18 protein-coding genes are annotated in these 20,651 nt (G+C 35.1%); 6 read left to right on the forward strand and 12 right to left on the reverse strand.

Annotated elements, in window-relative coordinates:
• The first annotated feature begins 12 nt into the window (after positions 1-12).
• From AA089_RS00600 to pbpC, 3 genes are read left to right on the forward strand one after another with little or no spacing between them, the layout of a single operon-like run.
• Positions 13-2,739, forward strand: coding sequence for a T9SS type B sorting domain-containing protein (locus AA089_RS00600; protein WP_046754958.1), 2,727 nt, complete (start codon positions 13-15; stop codon positions 2,737-2,739).
• 2 nt (positions 2,740-2,741) lie between these two features.
• On the forward strand, positions 2,742-3,062 hold the full coding sequence (locus AA089_RS00605) for an antibiotic biosynthesis monooxygenase family protein (RefSeq protein ID WP_046754959.1): 321 nt from the start codon (positions 2,742-2,744) through the stop codon (positions 3,060-3,062).
• Positions 3,063-3,072: 10 nt separating this feature from the next.
• Positions 3,073-5,433 carry a penicillin-binding protein 1C gene (gene pbpC / locus AA089_RS00610; protein ID WP_046754960.1) on the forward strand — a complete coding sequence of 787 codons (2,361 nt, stop codon included), beginning with the start codon at positions 3,073-3,075 and terminating at the stop codon, positions 5,431-5,433.
• Here the strand turns inward: pbpC and AA089_RS00615 are convergent, their stop codons facing one another.
• Together AA089_RS00615 and AA089_RS00620 are read right to left on the reverse strand one after the other, a co-directional pair.
• Positions 5,434-7,020 (reverse strand): S8 family serine peptidase, encoded by a 1,587-nt coding sequence (locus AA089_RS00615; protein WP_162200398.1) that lies wholly within the window; start codon positions 7,018-7,020, stop codon positions 5,434-5,436. It lies immediately after the preceding gene.
• A 66-nt stretch (positions 7,021-7,086) separates the two neighbouring features.
• On the reverse strand, positions 7,087-8,340 hold the full coding sequence (locus AA089_RS00620; protein ID WP_046754962.1) for a M20/M25/M40 family metallo-hydrolase: 1,254 nt from the start codon (positions 8,338-8,340) through the stop codon (positions 7,087-7,089).
• 44 nt (positions 8,341-8,384) lie between these two features.
• Here AA089_RS00620 and AA089_RS00625 point away from each other — a divergent pair, with 44 nt between their 5' ends.
• Both AA089_RS00625 and AA089_RS25135 read left to right on the forward strand, forming a co-directional pair.
• Entirely contained in the window at positions 8,385-9,500 is a 1,116-nt protein-coding gene (locus AA089_RS00625) for a TolB family protein (protein WP_046754963.1), read from the forward strand.
• Positions 9,501-9,772: 272 nt separating this feature from the next.
• Positions 9,773-9,940 carry a hypothetical protein gene (locus AA089_RS25135; protein ID WP_162200399.1) on the forward strand — a complete coding sequence of 56 codons (168 nt, stop codon included), beginning with the start codon at positions 9,773-9,775 and terminating at the stop codon, positions 9,938-9,940.
• Between the two features lie 44 nt (positions 9,941-9,984).
• Here AA089_RS25135 and AA089_RS00630 read toward each other — a convergent pair whose 3' ends face one another.
• The 9 genes from AA089_RS00630 to AA089_RS00670 form a co-directional block, all read right to left on the reverse strand.
• The gene (locus AA089_RS00630) at positions 9,985-10,929 is read right to left on the reverse strand and encodes a C45 family peptidase (protein ID WP_046754964.1); all 945 of its coding nucleotides are present in this window, start codon (positions 10,927-10,929) and stop codon (positions 9,985-9,987) included.
• A gap of 4 nt (positions 10,930-10,933) precedes the next feature.
• Positions 10,934-11,482, reverse strand: coding sequence for a hypothetical protein (locus tag AA089_RS00635; protein WP_046754965.1), 549 nt, complete (start codon positions 11,480-11,482; stop codon positions 10,934-10,936).
• Between the two features lie 8 nt (positions 11,483-11,490).
• On the reverse strand, positions 11,491-12,087 hold the full coding sequence (gene prfH, locus AA089_RS00640; protein ID WP_046754966.1) for a peptide chain release factor H: 597 nt from the start codon (positions 12,085-12,087) through the stop codon (positions 11,491-11,493).
• A 139-nt stretch (positions 12,088-12,226) separates the two neighbouring features.
• Entirely contained in the window at positions 12,227-12,790 is a 564-nt protein-coding gene (locus tag AA089_RS00645) for a tetratricopeptide repeat protein (protein WP_053002145.1), read from the reverse strand.
• Positions 12,791-13,219: 429 nt separating this feature from the next.
• A complete protein-coding gene (locus AA089_RS00650; protein WP_046754967.1) occupies positions 13,220-14,617 on the reverse strand; it encodes an RtcB family protein in 1,398 nt (465 codons plus the stop codon).
• Between the two features lie 10 nt (positions 14,618-14,627).
• Complete coding sequence (locus AA089_RS00655; RefSeq protein ID WP_046754968.1) at positions 14,628-15,935, reverse strand: PcfJ domain-containing protein; 1,308 nt, start codon at positions 15,933-15,935, stop codon at positions 14,628-14,630.
• Between the two features lie 736 nt (positions 15,936-16,671).
• Positions 16,672-17,550, reverse strand: a complete 879-nt coding sequence (locus tag AA089_RS00660) for an endonuclease/exonuclease/phosphatase family protein (protein ID WP_046754969.1) — start codon at positions 17,548-17,550, stop codon at positions 16,672-16,674.
• 31 nt (positions 17,551-17,581) lie between these two features.
• Positions 17,582-18,070, reverse strand: coding sequence for a YciI family protein (locus tag AA089_RS00665; RefSeq protein ID WP_046754970.1), 489 nt, complete (start codon positions 18,068-18,070; stop codon positions 17,582-17,584).
• Complete coding sequence (locus tag AA089_RS00670; protein WP_046754971.1) at positions 18,063-18,539, reverse strand: CYTH domain-containing protein; 477 nt, start codon at positions 18,537-18,539, stop codon at positions 18,063-18,065. The genes AA089_RS00665 and AA089_RS00670 overlap by 8 nt, the downstream gene beginning before the upstream one ends.
• 41 nt (positions 18,540-18,580) lie before the next feature.
• On the opposite strand from AA089_RS00670, the gene dinB reads away from it, so the two are divergent.
• Entirely contained in the window at positions 18,581-19,690 is a 1,110-nt protein-coding gene (dinB, locus tag AA089_RS00675; protein ID WP_046754972.1) for a DNA polymerase IV, read from the forward strand.
• Positions 19,691-19,975: 285 nt separating this feature from the next.
• On the opposite strand, the gene AA089_RS00680 is transcribed toward dinB, so the two are convergent.
• On the reverse strand, positions 19,976-20,599 hold the full coding sequence (locus AA089_RS00680; RefSeq protein ID WP_046754973.1) for a low molecular weight phosphatase family protein: 624 nt from the start codon (positions 20,597-20,599) through the stop codon (positions 19,976-19,978).
• Between the last annotated feature and the right edge of the window lie 52 nt (positions 20,600-20,651).

Here is a 20,651-nt window from a genome sequence, read left to right on the forward strand (position 1 = left end):
AAGTATAGAAACATGCATAACACAAAAGTACTTCTACTTTGTATTCTTGGAATACTATCACTTTCGGTAAGTTCTAATAGTAGCGGAAATCCAACAGGAATAGCTACGGAAACTATGATGAATCCGATTGAATATATTATTTGTGATGATGATGGTTTTTTGGAATTAAATATTGTAGCCATTCAAAATGATATTTTATCTAATTATGATGGAACAACTGTAGAAGAAGCTGTGCTTATTTCTACTTCATCGGGACATGTGCTTCGACTCAATGATGTTTCAGGAACGATCACTACAGATGTTATTTGTCAGATGCCCAATCCGCTAACAGACATTGCTGTAGACGAAAATGAAGAAATTTTTATTACTGATTTTACTTCTATTACAAAACTAGATGAAGTCTCTTGCACAACAACTACACTACCCAATATACCATCCACTTCTCTAGTAAATTCTTTATCTTTTGATATAGAAGGAAATTTATATTATGGAGCAGGCGATGAAAGTGTTGTATATAGATATGATAGTGATCAATTGAGCGCTCCCTACGAATGGCACGATTTTGTCAGTGGAACTCCAAGTGGCGATTTTGTCATACTAAACGGAAAAATGTATATAAGTTGGGATGTATCTGGTAGTATCCGATTGTATGAAGTTACTATAGATAACAACTTCAACTATGTGTCTCATATAGATTTAGGAGAAATATTACCTAACACTTTTGGTCTTGCAAGTGAACTAGGAAATTTATATGGTGTTTCAACAAGTGTATTGTATAAAATTGATTTAAACACCTTTACATTTACAACAGTTGCAACCAATAATCTCCAATATGGACAATGGTACGGAGCCGCAGGTTTAAATGAAGCTGTTGCTTATAGCATCTCTTCTCACTTGTCTAACAATGATGCTACAAATGATGTAAATCCTTTACCAAATGTATGGACCAATACACAACAAGGTGGACAAACTATTTTTATTAGAATAGAAAATACAATTGATGGCTCTTTTGAGATTGTAGAAGTAAATATTGTAATTCAAAATACGCCTAATTTGTCAACTCCTTCAAATCTTACGACATGTGAAAGTAATAGTAATCCAACAATTTTTACATTATCCGACGTAGAAACAGAGTTGCTGCAAAATGTACCTCAACCAGTTACGGTTAGCTACCATGCTTCTCAAACTGATGCTGATGAAAGTATAAATCCGTTAAATACAACGTATCCGGCAACCGTTGCTCAGGAAACTATTTTTATTCGTGTACAAAACAATGATAACGACTGTTTTGCAATTACTCAGTTTGATGTTATTAGAGAAGCTATCATCAACATTACAAATCCGAGTGATCTTTTTATATGTGACAATCAGGCAACAAACACTATTTTGCTTACTACTATAGAAGCGCAATTACTTCAAAATAGTGTTAATCCAGCTACGGTATCATACCATGCTTCTCAAGCAGACGCTGACACCAATATGAATCCGCTAAATACAAACTATCAGGTTTCCACAGCGCAACAAACAATATATGTTCGTGTAGAAAATAATAATACCAACTGTGTTGTGTTGACGCAATTTGATATTAATCTTGGCGAAAGCTTACAAATAAATACGCCTGATGATCTTGTACAATGTCAAAATGATACGAATGTGTTCGATCTTACGCAAGTAGAAGCACAAATATTAGCTAGCACAGCTCAAGCGGTTACAGTAACCTATTACCTCAGTCTCGATGATGCAAATCAAAGTATCAATCCTATAAGTACTATCTATTCGCCAAGTTCAAATCTGGAAACAGTTTACGTCCGCGTTGATGCTACTGCTAATGATTGCTTTGCCATTACGGATTTTGAAATCATTATTAATGAAAGTTTAACCATTACTACGCCAAACAATTTAGTGCGATGTGAAAACGAAAACAATACCATATTCGATCTTACCCAAGTTGAAAATGAACTTTTACAAAACGTAACACAAACAACCACGATTTCCTATCATACTTCACTAGCTGATGCCACAACTAATACAAATGCGATCAATTCACAATACAATTTGGTCGGGGAAGAAGCTACTATATATGTAAGAGTAGAAAACGCATTGAATAATTGTTTCGAAATAACACAGTTTTTAGTACAAATCCTTACAAGTCCTTTAGTAACACCATTTGCAAATTCTTCTGAAACACGTTTACTAACCGAATGCTATGTAGACAACAATGGTGATGGATATTTTGACTTAAATGATATTTACAGCGAAATAATCACAAATGGAAACACAAGTCACAGTTTGGAATTTTATCTCTCAGTAGCTAATGCCGAACAAGACATAAACAGCATTGATCCTATATATTATGCGATGAATACTACCGAAGAAATTTTTGTAACCGTAACCAATACCAATGGTTGTAAATCTATTACCAACTTCTTTGTAAATCCAGATTGCTATAATACTGTTGTAGACATCTCAAATATCTATTTCCCACAATTCTTTACACCAAACAATGATTTGACAAACGATACGTGGAATGTAGAAGGTATTTCTATTGCTGTACAACAAACGGCTATTATGTATATTTTTGATCGTTATGGTAAACTACTCTACTATTATCGTCCAGGGCAAGTTTTAGGTTGGGACGGAACATACAGAGGAAGACAAATGCCAAGTAGCGAGTATTGGTATCGAATGGAACTGATGGATGGTGCCACTTTTAAAGGAAGTTTTAGTTTAGTTCGATAAATATGAGTACAGATTTTACACCATACTACGCCGTAATTTTTACATCCATCCAAACAGAAACAACAGAAGGTTATGCTGAAATGGCTGCACAAATGGAAACTTTAGCCAAACAACAAAAAGGATTCCTCGGAATTGATAGCGCTCGAAATACTGTTGGAATTACAGTCAGTTACTGGGAAAGTTTGGAAGCCATTCAGCAATGGAAACAACATACAGATCATTTAATTGCCCAACAAAAAGGCATTAAACATTGGTATGCCTATTACAATGTAAAAATCTGTAAAGTAGAACGCGAATACAGTTTTCAAAAAAGTACTTCATAACGATAAATACATGCACTTTTTAAGCTTTATCAAGAAAAAAATACAAAACAATAAATACAAAACGGCAATTAGTATAATTCTATTAATTGCCTACTATTTCTGTTTGCCAAAAACACTATTTACGGTTCCGACCTCAACGGTTATAAAAAGTGTTGAAGGTACTTTGCTTGGCGCGAAAATTGCCGACGATGGTCAATGGCGATTTCCCCAACTAGATTCCGTTCCCGAGAAATTCAAAATCTGTATCGTTCAGTTTGAAGATGAATACTTTTACAATCATCCAGGATTCAATCCAATATCCATCGCGAAAGCGTTATGGGGAAATATACAATCGGGCAAAGTAAAACGTGGCGGAAGTACGTTGACACAACAAGTGATTCGCTTATCGAGAAAAGGGCAAAAACGAACCTATTTTGAAAAAACAAAAGAGCTTATTCTTGCCACACGATTAGAATTTCGACATTCCAAAGAAGATATTCTCAACTTTTACGCTTCACATGCGCCTTTTGGCGGCAATGTTGTCGGATTAGATGCAGCTTCATGGCGTTACTTTGGGAGAAGATCGCACCATCTTTCTTGGGCAGAAAATGCTACTTTAGCTGTATTGCCAAATGCTCCTAGTTTGATATTTCCTGGAAAAAATCAAGAACGACTGAAAGCCAAACGAGATCGTTTACTCAAAAAATTATACGATCAGGAAATCATAGATAAACTTACCTACGAATTGGCCATTGAAGAATCGCTTCCACAAAAACCGTACGCGTTGCCACAAACTGCCAAACATTTGCTCACTAAAGTATCGAAAACGCACAAAGGAAAACGTGTGCAAACTTCTGTACAATCGTACTTGCAACAAGAAGTAAATGCCATTGTTGCCAAACATTACAAGGAACTCAAGCAAAACCAAGTTTACAATGCTTCTGTGTTGATATTAGATGTAAAAACACGAAAAGTTCTAGCGTATGTTGGAAACACACCAACGGACAATGCACATCAAAAAGACGTCAATGTCATTCACAAACCAAGAAGTACAGGAAGCATTATGAAACCGTTTTTATATACGGCAATTTTGGATGCTGGCGATTTATTGCCAAATACGTTAGTAGTTGATGTTCCCACAAAAATTGGCAGTTACAACCCAAAAAATTTCAATGAAAGTTACGATGGCGCTGTGACGGCAAAACGTGCATTGGCGCGTTCGCTGAATGTTCCTGCGGTTCGGATGTTGCGACAATTTGGCTTGGAACGGTTTCATTATTATCTTAAAGAATTAGAGCTAAAAGATATATCGCAAAATGCCGATCATTACGGACTTTCTTTAATACTTGGTGGCGCAGAAAGCAATTTATGGGATTTATGCAAAACCTACGCTGCTTTCTCTGCTACGTTGAATCATTTTGGAGACAATTCTAGTCAATACTACACCAACGAATTTTGCGAACCTTCTTTTTTAGCAGAGGAAACAATCAATTTTGGAAGCCTTACGGCAGAAAAAACCATCTTTGATGCAGGTTCTATTTACTTAACTTATGAATCGTTAAAAGAAGTAAATCGTCCCGAAGGCGAAGAAAACTGGGAATTTTTTGATTCTAGTAAAGAAATTGCTTGGAAAACAGGCACAAGTTTTGGTTTCCGTGACGCGTGGGCAATTGGTTCCACCAAAGATTATGTTGTCGGTGTTTGGGTTGGAAACGCCGATGGCGAAGGTCGTCCAGGATTGATCGGAACAACCTCAGCCGCGCCCATTTTGTTTGATGTCTTTAATGTATTGCCAAAAAGTGATTGGTTTCCGATTCCGTATGATGAATTGGAAGAAGTTTCCGTCTGTTCCAAAAGTGGTTACAGAGCTTCCGAATTGTGTGAAGATGCACAATTGCAATTCATTCCAAGAAGTGGATTAAAAACAAAGCCGTGTCCGTATCATATTTGGGTTCATTTAGATAAGGACGAGCGTTTTCAGGTAAATTCTTCTTGTCAGCCTCTTAGCGAAATGACGCATAAAAGTTGGTTTGTGTTGCCTCCATTAATGGAATATTATTATCAAACTAAAAATCCATTGTACAAAACCTTGCCGCCTTTTCGAACCGATTGTACTTCTGAAGGACAAAAAAGCATGGATTTTATCTATCCAGTGGAAGCTGTAAAAGTATTTTTACCCAAAGATTTTGACGGCGAAAAAAATGCATTGGTCTTGCGTTTGGTACATTCCATTCCTGAAACAAAAGTATTTTGGTATGTTGATGAAAAATTTATCGCTACCACACAAAGCATTCATGAAATGGAAATATTGCCGCAAAAAGGAATTCACACCATTACGGTTGTTGATGAATTGGGCAATGAAGCCAAACGAATTGTTGAAATTAAGGAGTAGTTATTTTTTTCTAGAAATTTCTTCAGCTAGGACTAAAGCATTATATGCATTTACGACTTTACCTGATTTAGATAATTCGGAAAAAGGAACATATATTTTTTTATCATTTTTATCTAAAACACGCACTTTAAGATCAAAAGAAGTTCCTGATTCCATCAAAATCATTTTTACTTCACTAGCTGATAAATTAGGATAGTATGATCTTATCAATGCTGCTATTCCTGAAACAATTGGAGATGCTAATGAAGTTCCTCTACTAAATTTATACTTATTATTCGTATCTGTTGTATATATATAAATGCCCGGCGCAAAAATATCCACATGTTTCTTCCCGTAGTTAGAAAAGGAAGCTACTAATCTTTCTGTTATTTTATAATTATTAGCGCCAATGACCATGAAGTTGTTTACTATTTCTTCTTCCTCAAGATAATCGTTCAAATAGTATTTATCCTCATCTATACTTCTTCCTTCATTTCCTGCTGCTGTTACTAACAAAACATCATGCTTTTCAGCATATTTTATCGCATCATGAACCCAAGTTTCTTCAGTTGAAAAGTTTTTTCCCCAACTCATGTTAATAACACTTGCTCCATTATCCACGGCATAACGAATTGCCAAAGCAACATCTTTATCATGTTCATCTCCAGAAGCCACCATAACAACTGGCATAATTTTGATGTTATTTGATATTCCTTGAATTCCAATACCATTATCTTTTTTAGCTCCTAAAATACCTGATACTACTATGGAATGCTCAAAAGGAACACGACCATATACTTTGTGATATCCGTAAAAACGATCGTTGATATCTTTTACATTATCTCCTGTAATTTTGCGTTCATCATAGTTCCTATTGTAAAATATATGTAATCTATTTTCATATCTTTTAATGTAGTTTTTAATGAACTCCAAATCAATATTATTTTTGATTTGTGTTTTCATATATCCAGCATAGTAGTTTATGAGTGTATCTTTTTGTTTTGTTTTCTCTAAACTATCGAGTTCTCTGTAGGTAAGTTTCTCTTTTTTTAAGATTTTTTGTGTTTGTTTTTTAGCTATTGGGAATATTTCACGCCAAGCATATGCATCTTTCAATATTTGCTTTAAGTCTTTTAAAGATGCTTCATAATCAGCTACTACTTTAGCATACATTTTAAAAGCTTCTTTGTGACGTGTAGCAACGTCTTCTAAATGCCTACCTTTAAAGAGTGAATCATATTTTCGAATCACTCTAGTTTCTTCGTAATTTTGATACTCAATGAATTCTCCTTTATCATTTGATAAAAAATCCCAACCGTTTACATCATCTATATAACCATTGTTATCATCATCAATTCCGTTGTTTGGAATTTCATCTTCATTTACCCAAATTTGATCTTTTAAATCTTCATGAAAAATATCAAGTTTCGTATCTAATACAGCAACTATAATTTCTTTCCCTTTTTTGTTTTGAAGTAATTCTGTATACGCTTTTTCTAAACTTGTTCCAGCAATTGTATCTTGTATATAATCTTTATGAAGCCATGTTTTGAGTTCTTCTTTTGATAATAATTTCTTTTTAGAAATAGGTTGTTGAGAAAAACTCATGTTTGTGCAAAACACAAAAATGCTTACAATTAAAATATACTTTTTCATTTAGTTTAGATATTATTATTACTTTTTCTTATTATCAAAAAACGTAATATCAGCTTCGATAACTTCTCCATCACGATTGACTTTTACAGTCGTTTTGTCACCATTTTCAAACTTTGAAAGTGCGCGCATATAGGTTTTCATGTCCGTAACTTCATGTTCGCCCAATTGTACCACAATATCACCTTTTTGCAAACCAGCTTTTTGTGCAGGACGATTTTCGCTAATTCCGTCAATTCGCATGCCTTTCCCATCAAATAAATAATCTGGAATGACACCTAACGTCACTTTAAATCGCGGTACATCATCCGATTCGTTAACTGTTTTTGTAAACGTAATTTTTCCTTGTGAATTTACACCTGAAATAACCCTTGAAATAAAGTTTGAGATTTGTAACATTCCTTCGTAATTCAACTTTTCAAGATCATCTGAAGGTTTATGATAATCTACATGCTGTCCGGTGAATAAATGCAACACTGGAATATCTTGCAAGTAAAAAGATGTATGATCGGAAGGACCAACACCTGAAGAATTCAGTTTTAAATCGAATGTATTTTCTGCGTTCGCTTTCTCAATCGTTTCTTGCCAAATTGGCGATGTTCCCGTTCCGTAAATTGCCAAGGTTTTGTTTTTCTTTAAACGACCTACCATGTCCATATTAATCATATAATTGACTTTCGTAATATCAATCGTTGGATTTTTCACAAAGTAATTAGAACCTAGCAAGCCCATTTCTTCTCCCGAAAAAGCAATGAATAAGTAGTTGTTATTTGTATCGCCTTCTACTAATTTATCTGCCAAATGTAACATTACGGCTACGCCACTCGCGTTGTCGTCAGCTCCATTATGAACCATGGTTTCGCCTCTATGAAGTGAACCTTCGTCGCCCATTCCTAAGTGATCGTAATGCGCGCCAATAACGATGGTATTTTCAGCTTTATTATCTATAAAACCAATCACATTTCGTCCTGTTAGTGTACTGTCTGTATCGCCTTTACCGTATTCAATTTCTGCATGCGGATCTGTTTTTGGAGTAAATGTAAACGCCTGAATATATTCGTTGGTTCCTTTTGGCTCAATGCCTAAATCTTTAAATCGTTTAGCAATATGCGAAGCTGCCAAAATTTCGCCTTCCGTTCCTGTAGACCTTCCTTTTAGTTTATCATCCGCTAAGACTTCAATATCTTCTTTGATACGATTTTCTACCGTACGTTCTGTTTTACAAGAACATAGCAATAGCAAAAAAAGAATTCCAAATAATGGTTTGTTGTACATAAGAAAGTTATTTTTGTACAAAATTATCAAAATATAAGCACTCCATGACACGTATTTTTGTTTTAATCTTACTTTGTACTGTTTTTTCCTGTAAAGAAAATACAAAAGAAAAGACGACTGCTACCACAACTGAAACGAAAGAAGAAGTAAAAACAACTTCTGATAATCCACTTATTTATCCTGAAGAAAAGTATTTTAAAGACATTCGTCAAGTGACGTTTGGTGGCGATAATGCAGAAGCATATTGGAGTTTTGACGATACACAATTGATTTTTCAATCGAATAATACAAAATGGAATGTTTCCTGTGATCAAATGTTTTTAATGAATATTGATGAAACGTTTAAAGACAACATGCCACCGATGGTCAGTACTGGAAAAGGGCGTACAACTTGTTCGTATTTTTTACCTGATAACAAACATATTATCTATTCGTCTACACATTTGGTGGATGATAATTGTCCTGAAGTTCCGTTGCGCAAAAACGGAAAGTACATTTGGCCAGTGTATGATTCGTTTGACATTTTTGTAGCCGATTTGGAAGGAAATATTGTGCAACAATTGACCAATGAAAAAGGATATGATGCAGAGCCAACCGTTTCTCCAAAAGGCGATAAAATTGTATTTACCTCAACACGAAGTGGCGATTTAGAATTGTACACGATGAATATTGATGGTTCGGATGTGAAACAAATTACCAACGAATTGGGCTATGATGGTGGTGCATTTTTCTCACCTGATGGCACAAAATTAATTTTCCGTTCGTCACGTCCAAGAACCAAGGAAGAAATTAAAGAATACAAAGATTTATTGGCAGAAGGTTTGGTGCAGCCGACACAAATGGAATTATATATTTGTAATGCGGACGGAAGCGATTTGCGTCAGTTAACCGACTTAGGGAATGCCAATTGGAGTCCGTTTTTTCATCCTTCTGGAGAAAAAATCATTTTCTCTTCCAATCATGAAAGTGAACGTGGATTTCCGTTTAATTTATACATGATTAATATTGACGGAACAGGTTTGGAACGCATTACACATGGAGAAACCTTTGATGCGTTTCCTGTTTTTTCAAATGATGGGAAAAAGTTAGCATTTTCATCGAATCGTAATAATGGTGGCGGACGCGATACGAATTTATTTATTGCGGAATGGCAGGAGTAGTTTTTGGGTCTTAGGTCTTGGGTCTTAAATAATATTTTTTCAAACTACCGAATGCCGTATCGAATGATTTTTTGATTAAAAAGGGTATTGAGTACCATTCTGAAAAATTTACTACATTTTAAACACAGGAATTTATAAATCAAGAGAGATACTCCTTTGATTTGTTACACTTTTCTTATTTCTTTGAGTTGCTTGTGTATTTCAAGTGGCTAGAATCTTGACTAGCGATAAAGGTTCAAGAACGAATCAAAAACTCATTAAATTATAAGATCATGAAAAAAAGTGTCAAAAAAATGCAATTAAAAAAACGTTCAATTTCAACATTAAACGCTAGTGCAGTAAAAGGTGGAACTGTTGGAACAACTACAATTGTTTCCGTATTATGTGCAACTAAAATTTATGTTGGAGAAGATATTTGTTTTACACAACCACAACGTTAAAAAATATATCTGGAAAGTGACATTTACATCACTTTCCAGATTTTTTATGTACAAACCAATGCAATTGCTCCTGTATTTACATTAAACACCATTTGCTGCACGGTAATTCCCATCATCACATTTTCATCCTGTAATACTTCCAAACAATGATCTTCTTGCTGTACTTCCTTATTTCTTAATAAAGTTGTCGCTGCATCAAAGCGTCCACATGAGGTTGCATGAATGATCCCTGTTCCTACTTGCTGGTTTTGCAGCTCTTTGTAATCATTAGTTACTACAATATAATCTTCATCTGAAATACGAGTTGCAACTCGTTTTGGTGTTCGTTCAATTACAACTTTTTCATTAATATTAGTTCCTGAAAGCAATAGCAAACAATCGCTTACAATTGGTGTACTTTCTAGCATCTTTTTTGCTTCAGTAAACGATTCACAAGTTTCTAAAACATCGCGTAATAAAAATGAAATTGGTAATGCTAATTCTGGTTGATCACTACTCAACACTGCATTCAAAGTAAGCGCAAATTTTTCTGGTTTTATTCCTGATAGTATTCCAACAAACCCTGGCCAACCAATAGTCTTACATACTGTTTTTCCACCTTTTTGATAGTCAAATATCATTGAAAATTTACTTAGGATATTCTGCTCTGTATGCCAATCTAAGTTACGTGCATGTAACATTTCATTTCCGTTCCATATTGCAAAAGCTGTGCATCCAAAATATAATTTTAAGATGTCATAGTATAAATTTGCTATTAAAATTTCATTAAATGAGAACTCTGAAATATCAGCTATACATTGTATTTCTGCTACATAAGTTTCATTAATAAATTGCTCTTTATACAATTCAATTGCATCAAAGATAAATTCTGCACCTGTGAAATCGTTCAAGTAGCATTGAATTAATTCATTGATTTCTTCTTTATATTCAGATAGAAATGTCCAACGTTCGCTTGGTGGTAAATCTAAATTTATAATATGTATTTTCATATTCTCATTCTTTAGGAATTGTGACTAATTCTTCACGATCTAGTGGATCTATATTTTTAGCAAGTAAACCAATAGAAGCTTGTACTGCCCAACATTTATCACTTGAGTGAATATTGTTATATAAGCTCAATAAAAATGTTGGATCTACTACATTCCAATCTTTTACAAATCGTGATGGAACTGCTGATTTTACAAAGAAATCTATCGTAATTCGGATTGATTTCCCTTCATCCGTTTTTACTGTTTTTTCGTAGCGTCTAAAACTTTCTTCGCTTTGTAAATGATCATAACGTGTCCATACCTTTTTAAAATTTCGTTGGTGCAATACATACATGACTTCTGCCACATGTTTCGGATCTACAAAGACATCAATATCTTTATGATCGTGTGCATGTTTGTATTCTGTATGCCCTTCTGGCGATAAAAAATGCCAAGCCCAACCTCCTGATAAAGTCACAAATTTTCTTAGAAATTGCAATTCCATTAAGGAAAGTGAAATACGATCTTGTTGCCATACTTCACCATATCTTTTTTTGTTGTGTGGCGCTCCCATAATATTTTCTATTTTTTAAAAACCTGCACAGGATTTCCACGTTGCAACTGTTTGTGTTGCATCCACTTTTGTTGTTGCATCGCTTTTTGCTGTTTTTGATTTTGTGCTTTGATAGCGATATCCAACCGTGCAAATGCTAGTTTTTTGTTTAAAAATTGCGAGCGTTCTTCGCTTGCTTGTACTGTAATTCCTGTTGGAATATGTGTAATTTGTACTGCCGTTTCTACTTTATTTACATGCTGCCCGCCAGCGCCTGAACTTCTAGCCGTTTTGACTTGAACTTCTTTTGGTAACCAAGAAACCTGCCTTGGTTCTGCATATACTTCTACGTTTACAAACCAGTTTTTACGCTGATGATGTACGCGATACGGACTTCTGAAAATAAACTGAATACTTCCTTGCCAATTGCTTTTAAAATCGTCAGCATCACCAGTGGCACGCAACCAAACTGAGGAATAGTTTTGGTATTTTGTGGCAACCAATTCAATGACCGTGAATGTAAAGCTTGGCAATCGTGTTAGTTTTTCTGTTAAGTATTTTACGGCGAGGCAACATTCCTCAGGACCTGAGCCTGAGGAAATTTGCACCCAAAATTGATTGTCCATAATTTCTATTTTTTGATGATGTAAGTTAGATGTCACATAACTTGTCATTCCTGTGAAGACAGGAATCCATAGTACTTATAAGTGGATTCCGCATCAAGTGCAGAATGACAGTTAATTGTAAAATCTACTCATATCGTAATTAATCTAAAATCGAATTGAATTTGACTTTAGCTATTTTTTTCTTTTTACGTTTTGACTTTCGCTTTTTTACTTTTTTAAGCTTGTTTTGAAGGCGTCTTTCTTCATTTTCTATGAAATAAATATAGTCATCATTATAGATATGTTGTTTTGCTTTTTTTAAGCATTTCAATCCTTTTTTATACTTGTTTTCTACTTCATGAATGTACGCTTCACACCAACACAATTCTGCAATATCCACACCTTTGATTTTTTGAGCAAATGCTAAAAGTTGTTTCGCTCTAGCCAATTCGTTGGCCCAAATCAAGGTTTTGATATATTCTGGATATACTTGAACATAATTGATATCTGCGGCAATACATTTGTCAAAGTTTTCGAAAGCCGCTTCATAGTTATTCAAATATTGTGCTTGTATTTTCCCTAGTAAACATAGAGACGGACAGTGATTTTCGTCATAAGAAATTGCATAGCTAATAGCTTCGCATGCTTCTTCCCAGTCTGAACAAAAACCAGCCATTGCTCCTTTTGCTTTTAGGTAATATTGATCTGCTATATTTAGTGCCATTGTATGTTTTTTTTAATGAAACTCAATTTTGAGAAGCCCAAAAGGCGCGCACAAAATTGTAAGTTGAACTAATCCTGCTGGAAAGCAGGATCTCATTCTTATTTGTTGTTTAAATTTTCTTTTTTTCATCTTTCAGTTGAATACTAGAGAAACCTTGAGAACCTTGATTTCCCTAGTATTTTATGAAGATGCAACTCTACTTCAACTTGTTGAATTGAAGTTCTTTTGGTTCGCATTAAGGATGGAGCGCTTGTCTGAGCTCTTTTGATGGATTCCTGCCTGCGCAGGAATGACAAATCAAAAAGCGAGTAGCGAGAGCCTGACCTCCGTTTTTCTCGGAGGAAATGCCCTAATCAACCATGTGTTTTTAGCTTCCTGCCAAGTTTCGTTCGTTATAGATTCCTGCCTTCGCAGGAATGAAAAAAGGATTTACTTATCCATACGAACAATTTTTGGTGTAAAACTTCCGACAACTTCCACCAATTCAGTTTGGTTTGCCATGACATGATGAATGTTTTTGTATGCCATTGGCGCTTCGTCAATTCCGCCACCTAGTAAAGTCACTCCATGCTCTTTTAATTGCTTTTTTACATCACTTTGCGTGATGGTTTGCTTTGCTTTTCGCCTTGATAATTGGCGTCCTGCTCCATGCGAAGCCGATTGTAACGAATGTACGTTTCCTGTTCCTCGAACGATAAATCCTGGCGCTGTCATAGAACCTGGAATGATTCCCAACACTCCTTTTTGTGCAGGAGTTGCTCCTTTTCGATGTACAATGAGTTCTTCGCCATTTACGATTTCTTTCCAAGCAAAATTGTGATGATTTTCTACCATCGCCAACGGTCTTGCACCCAATGCTTTTCCTAAACGCTTGTGAATGTCGTGGTGACACGCCGATGCATAATCGCCCGCAAGATTCATTGCCAACCAGTATTCTTGTCCGTCTTGCGTATTTAGATCGAGCCACGCTAGGTTTTTCGCTTCTCCAGGTAACGGTGTTTGTTGTATTGCTAATTTTGTATACTGTTTTGCAATATTAGCACCTAAACCACGCGATCCGCTATGCGACAGAATTCCTAAATATTTCCCGATAGGAACATTGAATTCGTTATTTACATCAGAAACATCTACGATTCCAAATTCCACAAAATGGTTTCCACCACCTGACGAACCTAATTGTGTGTACGCCTTTTTGAATAGTTTTTTTACCGTTGGAATGTCTTTGAATTCCGTTCGTTCAAAAATTTCATGATCATTGATACGTTTGTGAGTTTCGTAGCCACCAAATTTGGTGTGTTCTTGCAACATATTCACATATTTATCTTTGTGACCTTCCAAATAAGACGCTGGAATATCATAGATGGACAAACACATTCGGCAACCGATATCAACGCCAACTCCGTATGGAATTACGGCGTTTTTTGTTGCCAATACACCACCAATTGGTAAACCGTACCCTGCATGTCCGTCAGGCATTAATGCACCTGCTTTTGCTATTGGTAATTTTAACGCGGTATACAATTGATGTTTTGCTTCTTCTTGAATTCCGTTTTCGCCAAATATGGTAAACGGCGCTCGTTTTGTTTCTAATTTTTTTGCTTCTATGTGTACAGGAGTTGTCAATTCTTCAGCGATTTTGCCTACTATGCCATCTCCTAGATATTTTTCAGGATGTTTAAGAATCGTTTTGAGACGTTGTAATACTTTGTCTTTTCGATCTTTTTTAAAGTGTTTCAACATGACATCAATTGCGATGCTGATTACTTTTCCCTTTTGTGGATATCCTATTTCTATGAGGTCTTTGCCTCGTAATTTTAATTTTGCCATAACTTAAATTTTAAAGCCATTTCCCGATTTTTAGATCGTGTTGTGTAGCCCAATCGTTCATGATTTTTTTGGCTACAGCCGAAATTGGCTTGTTATATCGTGCTTTTGCTTGCACTATGGTTTGTGATCGTAAGTCCACTTCAATTGTAGCTAATGTTTCTTCAGCTTTTAAGAAACTTGCACAGCGCAATGTGAAAATACTGGTTACTTTTACGCAGCATGAACGTGCATATGAAGCAACACAATGATTCATTTTTCTTCCTTCAGCAATTAATTCTTTTGATGAACAAAGTTCGAATAGACGGTATTTTTTAGTCTCTTTTTCTTGCTTTGTTCTTACAATTAATGAACTGCTTATGGAAGGATTCCACGTGTACAATTCTCTTGTGTTTACTTCATGAATTGCTTGCTGTACGTGCCATTCGTCTGACTGTCGCGTCAACGAAGTAATGGTTCTTCCTTTGATCGTATATGCAGCATCATTTTGAATACAACTGCTTAAATAGTCTATGATTTCGCCCATTTTGTTGAAATCTAACATGCTTTGTCTCATGAAAAACTGAATGACCGTTTCCCAAAAAGCTTCATGCGCAAAGTCGTTTCTACTTAATGCCGAAGATGCAATGCGTTCTGCTACTATTTCATCTGTTCCGAAAGCTAATGCTTGTGCCCTACGCAACGCCATTTCGATAGTGTAATTTGGTGGCGCTTGTAAAAAGTAATGCGCTCCTTTTTTTGTCAATCGAACAGGAACTTTTGAAAGATTTTTGACGCTTAATCCGCATCCTAAATCTATAAACCACAGCATGTATTTGCGATTATTGTCGAACCAAGCTTCGTACATAAATGCTGGAACTTCATATTTTGCAAAACAGTGACGTACTAAATCCTTCAATTGTTTGTCAGGATTGTGACTGTTTCGTTTCCAGCTTTTTACGTCTCTTACGTATGATGAACTAAACCACGCAATGTTGTAAATTGTATGTAACAATTCTCGATCTCGTAATAGCTTTGTACAACGTTGTTTAAATAAATGATCTAGTATTTCTTTAAACGCGGCACGTCTTCTTGATTGTCTTTTTTTGTTTAATGAACTAAAAAGATTATCTAAAATATGCGCTAAGGTGTTGAACTCATACTGCACATGTTTTTTACCTTCATAAATGGTTTCAACTAAAGCTGGAAATAGTAATTTCTTTGCTTTATTGTGTGCTTTTAAGCTTTTTTGAATCGAAGCTTCTTTTGCTTTTGCTTCAAGTTTTTCTTTTAATCTTCTGGACTTCGATTTATGCTTTCGATGTATTTGTGATGTTTCCATGACTGTTTCTTTTGAATGTTATTTTCAGTAAAAAATTTCGATACTTGTGTTTGTTGTTGCATTTCTGTTTTTTTTGCGTTAAAAATTCTTTTTTTGGTACTGAAAACACACTCCCGAGTTTACAGTCGCTCCATTTGTTTGAGTAAATTCATCTTTTTTTGTTTTGTGTTGCTACACGATTTCTAGTTTTTGTTGTGTTGTTATTCTATTGCTTACTTATACTTTTTAATACCTTTTCAGGCTTCTCAAAAATTTTGATGAGATCCCAATTTTCATTGGGATTAGTTCAACTTACATTTTTGTGTGTGCCTTTCAGGCTTCTCAAAACTGAGTTTCACTAAAAACAAAAAGCCCGATTCTTAGGTAGAACCGAGCTTTTATACTGTTGTGTATATATTCTTTTATTCCAAAGAATAATTTGGTTCTAATGCGAACAATAGCTTGGTTTTCCCAAGTGTTGCTACGATATGTTTTTGTCCTGTTTTGATCATATGCTAAAAATATATGCATAAAAAAACCCGAGCCTTTTCTGACTCGGGTTTGTATGCTGTGCTATCTATGTTAGATAAAGTTACAACTGGTAAAACCCAAGTCGTATGCTGGAATGTTTCCGGCATCATTTCGATATGTAAGTTTTACGTTTTGCACTTTATAGTTTTTTGTTACTAATTAATTTTTTGTTTTGTCACGTTTTGATGGTTGCAAATATAGAAGATCATTTTTCAATTTTCCAAATTTATTTTTTGGAAGCAGCATTTTTGAGGTACATTTTGAGTAGAGAATGATCTGATTTCCAAGTCGAAATTTTTTCAGTTTTTTGAATTTGTAAATCTTGAGAAACCCAGATATGATCTAATGAGAGCAATGGAAAATTCCAAAACCACGTTTCCAAAAATCCATTCCCTTTTTCGGCAAATGCATGCTGGTAATTTTTTTTGTAATTTTTAAAAAATAATGACGCATATGGCGTGTTAAAATCACCTAAAATGATTGTTTTTTGAGTTGTTTTTACCCTAGAAAGAATATTTTTTAGCATGGGTTTTCTAAAAAATTTGATATTCGCAGAAACATCTACCGCATAAAAATCGATATTATTTGTGCTAAAATGAACTATTGTTACGTGTTCTTTTGTAGTACTTGATTTTATGTTGATTGGCGTTTTTGAGAAGATTCCTATTGCATAATCGTTGAAATAAAAGTGATCGTTTGGGAATGTTTTTTTAGCTTTTTCAAATTTCTCTAGGTCACTTTCTATCAATACTGCTACATCTGGAATTGCTCCGTTTTCTTGAAATGCGTCTTCAAAACTTTCTGTGCGATACGCATTCCACAAAACAATTTCCAATCCGTCTGAATTTTTCGAATCTGAAGTAAATACAAAGCTGTTTTTGATCCAAATGATTGTCAACAAGGCAATTAAAACTACATAGTACTTTCTGGCGGAAGCCTTTATAAATAGTAGTAAAAACAACACTCCAAGAATAATGAGCAGAAGCGGCGTTGCATAGAATAGTAGCGACGAAATGTAGTACGTATCTTTTATTGTGAAATGAATTACAGTTGCTATACACAAAAATAATTGCAATGCTTTTTTAACGTATTTTTTTAGTTTCATAGTAGATTACTGCCTGCGCAGGAATGACATATTAGCGTAATGGAAATCCTTTTGCTGCCCACCAAGGATGAATTTCAATTTCCAGGCGACCAGCTTTTACCATTGGATCTGAATTAGCCAAACTGTCTGCCATTTCAATAGTTGGTACGTTGTAAATGGTAATACCACGAATGTCGCCCAAATCGCCAAAAGGTCCTGAAATATCTGCATAACCCAACTCGTACATTTTTCCTAAATGTGCTAAATGCAATCGTTGTAAACTATCTGCCACACGTTTTGGCTGTTCTCTATTTTTTCCTTTTTTTAAGAACGCCATAAAATACTGTTGCATAAGTACGGTATCTTTCGTTTTTGGATCTATGTAATCTAAGATTTTGTACCCTTTTGCTACCAATTCTCTTTTGAGTTGTAGTGTTGGTTTTTGTACGGTTGTGGTTTCTTTTGCTACTGTTTTTTCAGGTGTCTGATTGCACGAAAAACAGAAAAGTACAATAAAAAATATACAGATGTATTTATTCATGATGCCAAGTTTTATACGGTTTTTTACTGAGTTGTGAGTTGTAATATTGTGTTTGTCCTGTAACTTCTTTGCCAAGCCACGTTGGTTTTTGAAATGCTTCATTTTCGTGTTGCAATTCTACTTCTGCGACAATTAATCCTTCGTTTTCTCCAAAAAATTCATCAACTTCAAAAGTATGTGTTCCTCTAGGAATGTTGTGTCGTATTTTTTCAATGATACCTTCTTCGCAAAGTTGTAATAATTGTTTTGCTTCCGCGATTGAGATTTCTTTTTCCCATTCGAAACGACTTGTACCGCTTTCGTTCGATTTTCCTTTGATGGTTAGAAATCCTTCATCTCCTTTGATCCGAATACGAACCGTACGTTCGGGATGCGTGTTAAGAAAACCTTGCGCTATTTCGAAAGAAGTTATCGCTTCTTCTTTGAATTTTTGATTGTTCACGAGAAATTTTCGTTCTATTTCTTGCATAAATACTGTTATAGTGTGCTAAAGATACTATAATTTTGAATATGGCTTTTGATTTCCCTTTACGAAAAATTATTCATGTAGATATGGATGCGTTTTACGCGTCTGTAGAACAGATGGATAATCCTGAATTGAAAGGTAAACCATTGGCAGTTGGCGGCGGATCAAAACGCGGCGTGGTAAGTGCTGCGAGTTATGAAGCGCGTAAGTTTGGCGTTCGAAGTGCTATTAGTGGTTTTTTGGCGAAGAAACGTTGTCCTGATCTTATTTTTGTCCGTCCACGATTTGATCGATATAAGGAGATTTCAAAACAAATTCGTACTATTTTTTATGAATATACTGATTTGGTAGAGCCGCTTTCGCTAGATGAAGCGTATTTGGACGTAACGCAGAACAAGAAAGGAAATCCGAGTGCTTCTTTGATTGCCGAAGAAATTAGAGCTAAGATTTTGAAAGATGTTGGTTTGACTGCTTCCGCGGGAATTTCCATTAATAAGTTTGTTGCCAAAGTTGCCAGTGATTATAATAAACCAAACGGACAAAAAACCGTGCCGCCTGAAGAAGTACTCGATTTTTTAGAAGCATTGGATATTCGGAAGTTTTACGGCGTTGGAAAGGTAACGGCAGAGCGCATGTATCAATTGGGGATTTTTACTGGAAAAGATTTAAAAAGTAAAGATGTCGAATTTTTAACGGAGCATTTTGGCAAATCGGGAAGCTTTTATTACAATGTTGTTCGCGGTATTCATTTGAGCGCCGTAAAACCAAATAGAATTGCTAAATCGGTTGGTGCCGAACGTACATTTTCAGATAATTTGACTAGTGAAATTTTTATGCTGGAAAAGCTTGAAAATATTGCGATTGAACTCGAAAAACGTTTGAAAAAGTATGTAATTTCTGGAAAAACCATCACATTGAAAATTAAGTATAGCGATTTTACTACGCAAACTCGAAGCAAAACAATTTCCTATTTTATTTCAGATAAAAGCTTGATTTTAGAAACCGCCAAAGAGTTGTTGTATCAAGAGAAATTGAAAGATTCTGTACGCTTGCTAGGAATTTCTTTGAGCAATTTAAATACTGATAAGAAAGATAAACAACAAAAAACCGAACAGAAAAAACAGATTTCCGTTCAGTTGAAGTTTAAGTTTTGACTTTTTAGATCGCTAAAGCTTTTAGATTGTTAGGTGAGTTACATTTCGTAATCAGTTTCACTTGCCATAATTATGCTGATATTTTTTCCTGTCATTCTGCACTTAATGTGTAATTTATCTTCCTTATTTATGGATTCCTGCCTGCGCAGAAATAACAATAAAATTTAGCTGTCACTTCCAGTGAAATTTCAGCATGAAAATTGTATCGAGAAGTACTTTGAAAAGAGTTGTTTCTAAGCAGATCTCGATACAACGAATCGCAGATTCGCCACTCTATCTGACGTTTTAGTTTATAGAAACTTTCGATAACACATACAACATTTCCGTTCCGATTTGTTGGCAACGCTCGTCATATTTTTGTGCTTCTTGTGCTGTTCCATCAAATGCTTTTGGATCTTCAAAAGGCAACGCAATTCTGAAATCGGTTCCTGACACAAACGGACAACCTTCATCCGCTTCCGTACACACCATGATCGCCGCAAATGCTTCTTTTGGATTTGGTGCTTCATCAAAACGTTTTGAAAAGGCTTGATATGCTTCCTGATTTTCTTGCCATTTAATGTTGTAAATCGGATTTTTAGCTTGTGCTTCAATAGCTACTTTGAAACCAATTCTTTCTACTGCAGCAATTGCATTTGGATGAAACAAAGTGGCTTCTGTTCCGCCAGAAAAGCTTTGTAATGTTGGCAATTTGTAATAGTCAGCTGCAACTGCTAACCACAATTGTCCTAAGTGACTTCTGCGTGAATTGTGTGTGCAAATTACAATCAGTTTGGGCATTTTTTTTGCTTCGTATTTTTCCTGAATGTACGTAGAAAGTTGCGCTAATTGTTCTTTTCGTTCCGATGGAATTTCATCAAAATGTTGCGCTAGTTGTTCAATGTTTTTTAGTAGTTTTTGAAAAATCATATCATATGTTTACTAAAGTTAAACTTTGTCTGTTACGTATTTGTTGTAAAAA

Source organism: Kordia jejudonensis, assembly GCF_001005315.1.
In the GTDB taxonomy this organism is placed as follows: domain Bacteria; phylum Bacteroidota; class Bacteroidia; order Flavobacteriales; family Flavobacteriaceae; genus Kordia; species Kordia jejudonensis.